This is a genomic window from Geobacillus sp. Y412MC52 (genome assembly GCF_000174795.2).
In the GTDB taxonomy this organism is placed as follows: domain Bacteria; phylum Bacillota; class Bacilli; order Bacillales; family Anoxybacillaceae; genus Geobacillus; species Geobacillus thermoleovorans.
Genome location: NC_014915.1, coordinates 717,160 through 728,802 on the forward strand (window position 1 = coordinate 717,160; position 11,643 = coordinate 728,802).

The 11,643-nt window shown below is 51.7% G+C and carries 12 protein-coding genes; 6 read left to right on the plus strand and 6 right to left on the minus strand.

What is annotated here, in order from left to right; all coding sequences use genetic code 11:
* Nucleotides 1-39: 39 nt before the first annotated feature.
* The 5 genes from GYMC52_RS03645 to tsaA all read left to right on the plus strand — a co-directional run bounded on the left by GYMC52_RS03645 (nucleotide 40) and on the right by tsaA (nucleotide 4,590).
* Nucleotides 40-807, plus strand: a complete 768-nt coding sequence (locus tag GYMC52_RS03645) for an alpha/beta fold hydrolase (protein WP_013523122.1) — start codon at nucleotides 40-42, stop codon at nucleotides 805-807.
* A gap of 202 nt (nucleotides 808-1,009) precedes the next feature.
* Nucleotides 1,010-1,381, plus strand: coding sequence for an ArsR/SmtB family transcription factor (locus GYMC52_RS03650; protein ID WP_013523123.1), 372 nt, complete (start codon nucleotides 1,010-1,012; stop codon nucleotides 1,379-1,381).
* Nucleotides 1,371-3,494, plus strand: coding sequence for a heavy metal translocating P-type ATPase (locus tag GYMC52_RS03655; protein WP_013523124.1), 2,124 nt, complete (start codon nucleotides 1,371-1,373; stop codon nucleotides 3,492-3,494). The genes GYMC52_RS03650 and GYMC52_RS03655 overlap by 11 nt, the downstream gene beginning before the upstream one ends.
* Before the next feature lie 218 nt (nucleotides 3,495-3,712).
* A complete protein-coding gene (locus GYMC52_RS03660) occupies nucleotides 3,713-3,958 on the plus strand; it encodes a hypothetical protein (RefSeq protein ID WP_013523125.1) in 246 nt (81 codons plus the stop codon).
* A 170-nt stretch (nucleotides 3,959-4,128) separates the two neighbouring features.
* Nucleotides 4,129-4,590, plus strand: coding sequence for a tRNA (N6-threonylcarbamoyladenosine(37)-N6)-methyltransferase TrmO (gene tsaA, locus GYMC52_RS03665; protein WP_013523126.1), 462 nt, complete (start codon nucleotides 4,129-4,131; stop codon nucleotides 4,588-4,590).
* Between the two features lie 180 nt (nucleotides 4,591-4,770).
* Here the strand turns inward: tsaA and GYMC52_RS03670 are convergent, their stop codons facing one another.
* The 5 genes from GYMC52_RS03670 to GYMC52_RS03690 form a co-directional block, all read right to left on the minus strand.
* On the minus strand, nucleotides 4,771-5,073 hold the full coding sequence (locus GYMC52_RS03670; protein WP_013146127.1) for a metal-sulfur cluster assembly factor: 303 nt from the start codon (nucleotides 5,071-5,073) through the stop codon (nucleotides 4,771-4,773).
* A 22-nt stretch (nucleotides 5,074-5,095) separates the two neighbouring features.
* Nucleotides 5,096-6,346, minus strand: a complete 1,251-nt coding sequence (locus GYMC52_RS03675) for a hypothetical protein (RefSeq protein WP_013523127.1) — start codon at nucleotides 6,344-6,346, stop codon at nucleotides 5,096-5,098.
* Entirely contained in the window at nucleotides 6,343-6,552 is a 210-nt protein-coding gene (locus tag GYMC52_RS03680) for a DUF2249 domain-containing protein (RefSeq protein WP_013146125.1), read from the minus strand. The genes GYMC52_RS03675 and GYMC52_RS03680 overlap by 4 nt, the downstream gene beginning before the upstream one ends.
* The gene (locus tag GYMC52_RS03685; protein ID WP_013523128.1) at nucleotides 6,549-6,782 is read right to left on the minus strand and encodes a DUF2249 domain-containing protein; all 234 of its coding nucleotides are present in this window, start codon (nucleotides 6,780-6,782) and stop codon (nucleotides 6,549-6,551) included. Before GYMC52_RS03685 ends, GYMC52_RS03680 begins: the two co-directional genes overlap by 4 nt.
* A 76-nt stretch (nucleotides 6,783-6,858) precedes the next feature.
* Entirely contained in the window at nucleotides 6,859-7,551 is a 693-nt protein-coding gene (locus GYMC52_RS03690) for a Crp/Fnr family transcriptional regulator (RefSeq protein WP_013523129.1), read from the minus strand.
* Nucleotides 7,552-7,783: 232 nt separating this feature from the next.
* Between GYMC52_RS03690 and GYMC52_RS03695 the strand changes: the two genes are divergently transcribed.
* Nucleotides 7,784-10,147, plus strand: coding sequence for a nitric-oxide reductase large subunit (locus GYMC52_RS03695; RefSeq protein ID WP_013523130.1), 2,364 nt, complete (start codon nucleotides 7,784-7,786; stop codon nucleotides 10,145-10,147).
* Between the two features lie 324 nt (nucleotides 10,148-10,471).
* Here the strand turns inward: GYMC52_RS03695 and GYMC52_RS03705 are convergent, their stop codons facing one another.
* Nucleotides 10,472-11,239, minus strand: a complete 768-nt coding sequence (locus tag GYMC52_RS03705; RefSeq protein WP_013523131.1) for a hypothetical protein — start codon at nucleotides 11,237-11,239, stop codon at nucleotides 10,472-10,474.
* Nucleotides 11,240-11,643: the final 404 nt, after the last annotated feature.

Consider the following 11,643-nt stretch of genomic DNA (forward strand, 5'->3'; position numbering starts at 1 on the left):
CTATACAGCGATGGAAAAAGAAAAGGGGTTTGTGCAACCATGGTGATCATTGAACAGGAACAGTTGGCCGGCGTGCCGGTTCTTCACGTTGTCAAGCCGGAAAAGCGGGACGAACGGCTGCCGCTGATTTTCTTTATCCACGGCTTTACGAGCGCCAAAGAACATAATTTGCATTTCGGCTACTTGCTTGCGGAGGCGGGCTACCGCGCTGTGCTTCCCGACGCGCTGTTTCACGGTGAACGGGACGAAGGCTTGAGCGAACGAAAATTGCAGCTGTCGTTTTGGGACATTGTCGTGCGCACGATCACCGAAATCGAGGAGATGAAAAACGACCTTGTAAGCCGCGGGCTGGCTGACCGAGAACGGATTGGGCTCGCTGGGACATCGATGGGCGGAATCGTCACGTTCGGCGCGCTCGCCGTCTATCCGTGGGTGAGGGCGGCGGTGGCGCTCATGGGCTGCCCGAACTACAGCGCCTTTTTTGATGAGATGATTGAAGAAGGAAAGCGGCGCCAAATCGACATTCCGCTGCCGCCGACGCTGCTTGCGCTCGAAAAAGAAAAGCTCGCCCGCTACGATTTATCCAAGCAGCCGGAAAAACTCGCCGGGCGGCCGCTGTTCATCTGGCACGGGAAAGCCGACCAAGTCGTCCCGTATGCTTATACATATGAGTTTTACAAGCAAATTAAACCACTTTATGAAGGAAACGAAGACCGGCTGCAATTCATCGCCGATCCGCACGCCGGCCATAAAGTGACGCGTGACGCGTTTTTGGAGACGGTGCGCTGGTTTCGCGAGCATGTGTAAGCAAAATCGGCAATGAGGAAACGAACATGTTTGCGGTCAGCTAAAGTGTGCTTCACAAGAGGGAATCCGCCTTTTAAAAACAAAAAAGGCGGATTTTTCGTTTGAGCACATTTTTTATTCAAATGAATATTTGAATATAAGGGGGATATATGCTATTCTATATTCAAATGAATCTTTGAATATTGACAAGGAGCGAGAAGGAATGCACCGTCATGATGTGTGCGACGTTTACTGTTATGACGAAGAGAAGGTCGAGCGGGTTCAGCGGCGGCTTCGTGATGAAAACATTGCCGCGATCGTGCCGTTTTTCAAGGCGCTTGCCGACGAAAATCGGGCGAAGATCGTGTATGCGCTGTGCAGTGAGGGAGAGCTGTGCGTTTGCGATCTGGCCAACGTGATCGGGGCGACGGTGGCGACGACATCGCATCATTTGCGCATCTTGTATAAGCAAGGAATTGTGCAATATCGAAAAGATGGGAAACTTGCCTTTTATTCTCTTGATGATGATCATATTCGCGAGCTGCTGCTTGTCGCGCTCGCCCATCGGAAAGAGGGGGACGGCCGTGGGGAATGAACAAACATTGGATCGGCTTGAGGCAAAAACATACCGCGTGCAAGGACTGACGTGCACAAACTGCGCAGCTAAGTTTGAGCGAAACGTGAAATCCTTGCCCGGCGTGAAAGAGGCGAAAGTGAATTTCGGCGCCGCCAAGCTCACCGTTTGGGGCGAGGCGACGATTGATGAACTTGAACAAGCGGGAGCGTTTGAACAGTTGACCATTCGTGAAGAACGCGAACGCCCGGCCAGGCGGGAGCCGTTTTGGAAGCGAAAAGAAAATCGAAATGTCTTCGCCTCTGTGGCACTGCTTCTGTTTGGCGTTGCGGCGGATGCGGCAGACAAGGGGATGCTGGCGGTCGCTATGTATTTGGCGGCGATCGTGATCGGCGGCTACTCACTGTTTTGGACGGGGCTCCGGAATTTGGTCCGCTGGCAGTTTGACATGACGACGCTAATGACGATCGCCATTTTCGGCGCGGCGGCGATCGGGGAATGGCAGGAAGGAGCGGTTGTTGTCATTTTGTTCGCCATCAGTGAAGCGCTCGAGCGCTATTCGATGGACCGGGCGCGCCGATCGATTGAGTCGCTGATGGAAATGGCGCCGGCGGAGGCGACGATCCGGCGCGGCACGGAGGAAATGACCGTTCCGGTCGAAGACGTTCGCGTCGGGGATGTCATGATCGTCAAACCAGGGGGAAAAATCGCTTTGGACGGCATTGTCATAAGCGGCGCCTCGACAGTGAATGAAGCGGCGATCACCGGCGAAAGTCTGCCGGTGGAAAAAGCAGTGGGAGACGCAGTGTTTGCCGGGACGCTGAATGGAGAAGGATTCCTTGAAGTTGAAGTGACAAAACGGGCGGACGAGACGACATTGGCGAAAATGATTGATCTTGTGGAAGAGGCGCAAGCGGAGCGGGCTCCGATGCAAGCGTTCGTCGACCGGTTTGCCCGCTATTATACGCCGTTTATTATCGTGACCGCGCTTCTGATCGCCATCGTTCCGCCGCTCGTGATGGGCGGGGAGTGGCTTGATTGGATTTACCGCGGTCTTGCCGTTCTTGTCATCGGCTGCCCGTGCGCGCTCGTCGTCTCCACCCCGGTGGCGATTGTGACGGCCATCGGAAACGCGGCTCGGCGCGGCGTGCTCATCAAAGGCGGCGTGCATCTCGAACAAATCGGCCGGCTGCGTGCCGTTGCCTTTGATAAAACCGGGACGTTGACGAAAGGGAAACCAGCCGTGACCGATGTCGTCGTGTATGAAGGAACACGTGAGCAGCTGTTGGCCATCGCCGCCGCCATCGAAAAACGGTCGCAGCACCCTTTGGCTTCTGCCATCGTCCGCAAAGCGGAAGAAGAGGGAGTACCGTTTCTTGATGTGGCCGTCGAGTTTCAATCGCTCACCGGCCAAGGAGTGAAGGCGGTGATTGCGGGGAACACGTACTATATCGGCAGCCCCGCCTTGTTCACCAGTTTGATCGGGAAGTTGCCCGATGAAGCGGAAAAGCAAATCTCTGCCTTCCGAGACGAAGGAAAAACCGTGATGGCCGTCGGCACGGCCGATCGGCTGTTGGGGCTTATCGCCGCGGCCGATCAACTGCGGCCGTCCGCACCGGAAACGGTCGCCGCGCTGCGGCGCCTTGGAGTGGCGGAAGTGGTGATGGTGACGGGCGACCACGAGCAAACCGCACAGGCCATCGGCCGTCAAGCGGGCGTATCCGATATTCGCGCCGAGCTCCTTCCTGAACAGAAGCTGGCGGCGATCCGCGAGCTGAAAGAACGTTGCGGCATGACCGCCATGGTCGGCGACGGGGTGAATGACGCCCCTGCCTTGGCCGCGGCCGATATTGGTGTGGCGATGGGCGGGGCGGGGACGGATACCGCCTTGGAAACGGCCGATGTTGTGCTCATGGCCGACGATTTGCGCCAGCTGCCGTACACCGTCCACCTTGGGCGCAGAACGCTTGCCGTCATCCGGCAAAACATCGCCGTCGCCTTAGGGCTTAAAGTGCTGGCACTCGTGGCCGCCGTCCCGGGCTGGCTCACCCTTTGGCTCGCGGTGTTCGCCGATATGGGCGCGACGCTGATGGTGACACTCAACAGCATGCGCCTGCTGCGGGTGAAGGAATGAGCGGAGGCTCCGGGCAGCGAGGAAAGGGCTGCTTCGGCGCCTCATTGGTCTTCCCTCATGAAAGGCGTGGAAAATATGGATGCTTTCTGACGATGAGAAACGGTATAATGAAGAGGAAAACATCACAGCTGATTAGGTTGAATGTTTGGGGATAGCGGCTGTTGGATGGAAACATCGTTTTGGTCTGTTCGTGAAAATCATGGGGAAGAGGGGGCGTCATGAAGGGATCTCGAAAAGAAGAGAGGCATGAAACGCAACGGACAGAAGAGATTCAACGGATGGACGACCGGGTGTTTTCGCCGACCGAAGAGTTGGATCGGATCGCTGCGGGAGGGGCGATGAAGCGGGAAGCCCTCGATTGGCGAGGATTTCCCCGGTGGATTCGATATGTCGGATACATCGCCTTCGCCTTTTTTGTCATCGTTCCTTTGATGGCATGGTTGTGGAACGTGTTGCTTGAATAGCCGATCGAACGCCAACCGGAGGCGGGTCTCATGGAGGAGAAAAGCAAACGACACGGAAATGCCCGTTGTTCCGTGTCGTTTTGTTTGCGCTGTGTTGTCAGTCCTCCATCCCTAAAGCGTGCCAATAAGTTTAGCTAACGGCAGTTTAATAGTTAAACAGGGGGGATATGATGCAATATACGATTACACCAATCGCATTTGTTAAAAATAACCGCAAAGATGTTGAAGATGATCATTGGGGGAATGTTATTTCAATAATTGAATTATCAGAGAGGATCGATGATTCAGCTTTACAAGGTATCAGTGAGTTTTCGCATTTAGATATTATTTTCTATTTTGACCGAGTTACAGATGACAAAATTCAATATGGGGCAAGGCATCCAAGAAATAATAAAGAATATCCAAAGGTCGGGATTTTCGCTCAAAGAGGTAAAAATCGACCGAATAAATTAGGTTTAACAACTGTTGAATTGTTAGAACATAAAGGGCGAACATTGAAGGTAAGAGGATTAGATGCAATAGATGGCACTCCTATTATTGATATTAAACCGGTTATGAAGGAGTTCTTACCCAAAGGCGAAGTAAGGCAACCTGCTTGGTCGGTATCATTGATGGAACGATACTGGGATTAATGTTATGAAGATCATGATTCAAAAAGCAACAGCGCAAAGGGGAGTTTTTATCTTCGGAATGCAGAATCCAAAATCCGCCCATGGTTTTGTAGACCGATATGGACGAAAAAAAGAGTGGAAATAAAAACCGCCCGCCCAACACGGGCGAACGGCTAAAAGGGGATGGAAAAGTGGACCGTTTCAGGAAAAATGCCCAAGCTGCCGGAGCGCTTCTTCGCTCATCCGTTCCGGCGTCCAAGGCGGGTTCCATGTCACTTGGACGCGCACGTCGCGGACGCCGTCGATTTGCTCGAGCGCCCGTTTGACGCCGCCGGCGATCGAGTCGTGAAGCGGGCAGCCGGGGGTCGTGAGCGTCATCAGGACATTGATATGCCCATCTTCGATTTTTAAGTCATAAATCAACCCTAAATCGACGACGTTAATGCCGAGCTCCGGATCAAGGACTGTTTTCAGCTGTTGAATGGCAAGTTCGCGGACATCCATCGTTCTTTTCCTCCTCATTCGCTTATTTTCGGAAGACCGTTAAAATCGTTCCGGCAAAGGCAACGCTTAATCCAGCCAACAGCACTTGAGTGATGGCGAACAGCGGCACGCTCGCGACAACAAGCGCAACGGCCGCCAGCGCGAGGGCGATGAGCCATAGGCGGCATTGGACGGTGACGGCTCGCTCATTCATCATTTGCCTTAACGTCGGCACGTTTTGTTGGCCGACTTTTTCGCTGTAGCGATGCGTCCACCATAAAAACGGCACGATTTTGAACAAATAGCCGATAATGCTAAATCCGATCCAGCCGATCGCAGAAAGATAGAGGATGATGCCGAGCCACCGTCCGCTGCCGACAACGATGGCGGCAAAGGCGGCAACGTGCAGCCCAAGGCCGATGACGATGGCCGAAAGCGAAAAGCGGAACGGGCGGTCAAGCGTTTTTTTCATCCGCTTTTGCAAAATGGCGCGGATATGCCAGGCGAAAACAACGAATCCGCTCATGAGCAAGGCTGCACCGGCTGCAAGCCATGCGTGGCTTCGCAAGAATAAGCTGGCGAACGCCACCGCAATCCCGCTGATGTACAGCGCATAGACGTAACGCGCCGGCCGCAGCGAAAAGCCGTGGGCGAGCGAGAACATCGGCGCCATTTTGTACGAAAAGCCTATGATGAGCAGTGTGAACCAGCCGCACAGCCCGAACAGCACATGCAAGCCGAACACCACTTCATGATTGTTAGCGCCTTTGGCGGCGAAAAAGTGAAACGCCAGCAGCCCTCCGGCGGCCGCCGTCAGCAGCAAAAACAACAGTGACGTGGCGACAAAGAGCGTCATGATATTTTTCGTTTCTTGTTTTCTTAACGTCATCGCCATTTGCCAGACGAATAAGATGATGCCAAGCAAAAGCAACAAGCTGGGAAGAAACGCCCGGTTTGGCGCCGCCGCCAGGCTTACGGCAAATGCGACAATGCCGGCCGCTGTCACCGCAAATTGCCAAAAGCCGAGCCGCTCGCTCCAAATCGGCGTCAAAAAGGCGACCGGAACGAGCTGATACATCGCCCCCATGGCCGTCATCAACGCAAAGCCAAGCAACGCCAGGTGGGCCGCCGCCCACACGAACGGCAACCGGAACGCGCCGCTGCTAAGTGAGGGAATCGCTCCAAGCAACATAAGCTGCGACGCGGCGAACGCCAACAGGGCGAACATGATAAACGAGAACGGAAGACGGACGTCTGTTTCCGTCCCCGTGCGAGTAGGAAACACGTTGCTCATCCTTTCGTAATGCGGATTTCAAAACTGCCGTCTTCGCGTGCGACCGTCTCGTGCCGGTAGCCGAGCTCATCAAGCTGCTCGTACAAAAACATCGGGCGGCGGTCGTTGATGATCGTCAACGTTTCGCCGGGGTTGAGTTTGGCGAGGGCGGCTAGCGTCCGCATCATCGGCTGCGGCGGCTCGAGTCCGCGGTTATCGAGGATCATCGGTCTCCCCCCTGTTTGACAAACGTTACTCTCCAATGTTTTTTCTCGATTTGTTCGGCCTCGTACGTAAATCCTTTCGCTTTCATAATCGGAAACAGCGGCTTGAATGGAGCGTGCAAAATGAACGTATCGCCCGGTTTGAGCGGCTTAATGGCGTTCATAATTTTTTCAAACGGCTCACGTTTCTGCCGCAAATCTTCGCGCACATCGAGTTCAATCGTGACAGGCATGTGCATTTCCTCCTTTTTGACTACTATGATAATCATTTTCAAAGCCCGGTGTTGTGATATGGCTCACACATGGATGTTAGAAAAAGATTTCTTTTTCCAACCCTTCCTGGTCGATCAAATAAAAGCCGTGTTCATCGACATCAATCAGTCCTTTTCGTTTCAGCTGGCTCAACGTGCGGCTCACCGTTTCCCGCGCCGTGCCGATCATATTGGCCAGCTCGCGGTTCGTCATATGGGCGGTGAGGCGATGCCATTTCCCTTGCTTGACGGCGTTCGTGCGCGTCAACCGCAACAAAAGCAGCACGATTTGTTCGTACGTATTATGGAGCACTTGCGCCTCAAGCCGATTTTGCAAGTCGACGATTTTTTCGCCCATGACGCGGAACAGCTTCATGCATAGCTCAGGGCTCGCCATCAGCACTTGTTCGAAATTGTGGATCGGAATGGCGATTAACGTCGCTTCCTCGACCACTTCAGCGTGAGCCGGATACGTGCCTTTTAAGAAAAAGCCGGCGTGCGGAAACATTTCTCCCGTCTGCAAAATCGAAACAATTTGCTCTTTTCCGCTTAAGTCGGTTTTGTAAATTTTCACTGTGCCGGAATGAATGAAATAGACGCGCTCGAGCGGGTCGCCTTGCATAAAGACGAACGTCCGCGGTTTGTAGACGCGCACGTGGGAAATGGCGACAAGCGAGTCGAGCTCGTAATCGGACAGTTCGCGAAACAACGGGACGGTTTTTAAACGGTCTTTCATCCAATGGTTCGCCATGGCGTTCTCTCCTTTGGAAATGTGACAAAAGTGTGGCAACTGCCAATGGGGCATCGATGCCTTTCTTTTTTTGAAAAACCGCGCCGTTCGGCGCCTTCTGCTTTCATTGTATAAATTCTCACACTTTAAAGCTGTGACATAAATCATAGAGGATGTTTGCCCCCGCTCACAAATCGGCCAAAGTGAAGGGCGCTACAATGGGGACGAACAAACGAGAAGGAGGTTGCACTACATGGAGGTTCAACGATCCGTTCGCCCCAATGTCCGGCCGGGGCGGCAAACGACCAACAGTTTTCTCAAATCGATTCTCATTTTCACCATTTTGATCAGCTTTACCGTCCTGCTTGTCGGCGGGTATTGGATTTTTAAAGAAATGGCGCCAAGGCCGAAGGAAGTGCGCAGTGAAGACGGCCAAGTGTTGATGACGAAAGAAACGATCATCGGCGGGCAGGCCGTCTTCCAAAAATACGGGCTGATGGATTACGGAACCGTGCTTGGACACGGGTCGTATATGGGGCCGGACTATACGGCGGAAGCGTTGAAAATTTATACGGAAGGCATGCAAGATTACAAAGCAAAAGAGCGGTATCACAAACCGTTTGCCGATTTAACCGCCGATGAGAAAACGATCATCCGCGAACAAGTGATGAAAGAAATGCGGAAAAACCGCTACAATCCGGTTACGGATGTTCTCGTCCTGACGGATGCGCAAGTATACGGGTTGGAAAAAGTGCGCGACTATTACCGCGACGTGTTCACCAATGGCGACGGTTGGGGATTGAAAAAAGGATTGATCAAAGAAAGTGACATGCCAAAATCGAACCGTGCTTGGGTGGCGGATGGCGATCAAATCCAACAAATTGCCGACTTTTTCTTCTGGACCGCCTGGCTGTCCAGCACGCCAAGACTTGGAGACAAGATCACATACACCAACAACTGGCCGTACTATGAAGACGCCGGCAATACGATGTCATTTTCCGCGGTATGGTGGAGCGGCGCGAGCGTCACGATTTTGATTTTGTTCATCGGGATCATTTTGTACGTGTTCCACCGCTATCAGTTAAGCATGCAAGAAGCGTATGCAGAAGGGAAGTTTCCGGTCATCGACTTGTGGCGGCAGCCGCTTACTCCGTCGCAAGTGAAAGCGGGCAAATATTTCGTTGTCGTCGCCGCGCTCTTTTTCGTGCAAGCGATGTTCGGGGCGTTGCTCGCCCACTACTATACGGAACCGGACAGCTTCTTTGGCATCAAATGGATCCATGACCTATTGCCGTTTAACATCGCCAAAGGGTATCACTTGCAGCTGGCGATTTTCTGGATTGCCACCGCTTGGCTTGGCATGGGGATTTTCATCGCGCCGCTTGTCGGCGGGCAAGAGCCGAAAAAGCAAGGGCTGCTTGTCGATCTGCTCTTCTGGGCGCTTGTCGTGCTTGTCGGCGGCAGCATGATCGGCCAATGGCTCGGCGTCAACGGCTATTTAGGAAACGAATGGTTTCTGTTTGGCCACCAAGGTTGGGAATACATTGAGCTAGGCCGCGTTTGGCAAATCATTTTAGTCGTGGGCATGCTGCTTTGGCTGTTTATCGTCTTCCGCGGCGTCAAACGCGGGCTGAAGCGGGAAAGCGACAGAGGCGGGCTCATCCACTTGCTGTTTTACTCAGCCATCGCCGTTCCGTTCTTTTACATCTTCGCGTTCTTTATCCAACCGGACACAAACTTTACGATGGCTGACTTTTGGCGCTGGTGGATCATCCACTTATGGGTGGAAGGCATTTTTGAAGTGTTTGCCGTTGTTGTGATCGGATTCTTGCTCGTGCAAATGCGGCTTGTGACGAAAAAATCGACGGTCCGGGCTCTCTATTTCCAATTTACGATTTTATTGGGCAGCGGTGTGATCGGCATCGGCCACCACTATTACTACAACGGTTCACCGGAAATCTGGATCGCCCTTGGCGCCGTGTTCTCGGCGCTCGAAGTGATTCCGCTCACGCTCCTTATTTTGGAAGCGTATGAGCAGTACAAAATGATGCGCGACGGCGGAGTCAACTTCCCGTATAAAGCAACATTCTGGTTTTTGATCTCCACAGCGATCTGGAACTTGGTCGGCGCCGGGGTGTTCGGCTTTCTCATCAATTTGCCGGCGGTCAGCTACTTTGAACACGGGCAATTCTTAACGCCGACCCACGGCCATGCGGCGATGATGGGCGTGTATGGCATGTTTGCGATCGCCGTGCTTCTTTACTCGCTGCGCAACATCGTCAAACCGGAAGCATGGAACGACAAATGGCTGAAATTCTCTTGCTGGATGCTGAACATCGGCCTGGCTGGCATGGTTCTCATCACGCTTCTCCCGGTCGGGATATTGCAAATCAAAGAAGCGTTTGAACACGGCTATTGGGCGTCGCGTTCGCCTTCGTTCTTGCAACAAGATGTCGTACAAAACTTGCTGCTTGTCCGCTTCGTTCCGGATACGATCTTTTTAATCGGCGTCGCCGCCTTGCTTGTCTTTGCCATCAAAGCGATGTTCCATTTGCGCAAACCGACGCATGGAGAGGGAGAAGAGCTGCCGGTGGCGAATTTGGCGGAGGAAGAATAACAAAAACGGGCTGACCCAAAACGCGAATGCGTTTTAGGATTAGCCCGTTTTTACACGAAAATAGAAGAGAATCGTTCGTTTTCTGGCAGAATAGAGTCACCATAAACCACTATCACCGAAAAAGGAGCGATTCTTTTAGACATATCATCATATTTTTGAAGAGTGTACCGTGGCCCCCCACGTTGCCAATCGATATCATTCCAGTGGATCATATGGCTCATGTAGTTTACGAAATCGTCAAGCGCATTCCGATGGAGACGTTTCTTCCTTACTATAAAAGGCGGCCACACCTAAGAAAGGTAGGGAGGGATGCTCTCTCCTTGCTTATAGTGCCTTAATAAGACGAATGCTGGAAATTGCCGCTTCTTGTTCAATCGAACGCCTAGAAAGAAGATCTAAAATCCGTTCGTGCTTTTCCATGTTTTGTTCTATTTTCTTAACGATTTCATTTGTTTCAAGCACTGCTTGTTGGACGAAAGCAAACTCTTGCTTCGTGACCATATTGGCTTTGACATGATCTAATTCTTTCATTAGGTTGTTCTTTACGTCCTCAAGCTCCTGTTTGGTAGCCATGTTGGCTTTGATGTCTTCAAGTTCTTGCTTGGTAGCCATGTTGGCTTTGATGTCTTCAAGTTCTTGCTTAGTAGCCATGTTGGCTTTGATGTCTTCAAGTTCTTGCTTGGTAGCCATGTTGGCTTTGATGTCTTCAAGTTCTTGCTTGGTAGCCATGTTGGCTTTGATGTCATCGATCTCTTTTGTGAAACTACGCTTCACTTCTTCAAGTTCTTGTTTGGTGGCCATGTTAGCTTTAATATCTTCTAGTTCTTTTGAGAAGCTTTGTTTTACTTCTTCGAGCTCCTGTTTGGTGGCCATGTTGGCTCTAATGTCTTCGAACTCTTTTGTGAAACTATGCTTCACTTCTTCAAGTTCTTGTTTCGTTGCCATGTTGGCTTTAATATCCTCAAGCTCTGTTGTGAAGTTTTGCTTCACTTCTTCGAGTTCCTGTTTCGTTGCCATGTTTGTTTTGACGTCGCTTACTTCATGTTCGATAATTTGGAGCTTGTCCAAAATTTGTTTCAATATCGCTTCCAAGGGAAATCCTCCCTTCTAATAAGATATATAGCAGTCCTGGAAAAGCGAGTGATGATGAATCGCTCCTTTCTTTATGAGGACTGGGGAAACGAGCGTGTAGAGTAAGTGGTTGAGGAAAGGGATGGGATTGTAGCGCAGAACAAATGAGGATAATCGTTCCCCATTCATATTATAAATGATTCGTAGAAATTTGAAAATAACGTTTTGTGTCCATTGTCGCTTTGTATCCGTCCAGGAAAAGGAGTGCGTTTTAGCCCGTACGGTCATGTTAATCCCGGCAGCGACATTGTTTTTAAGAAAATCGAACTTCCTTTCTTTATAATAGGAGAAACAAGGGATTTAATCGGAATCGTTCATCCCGAGTTCGACAGTCACTAGGCAAACAAAATGCCTCTCGCCCCTTG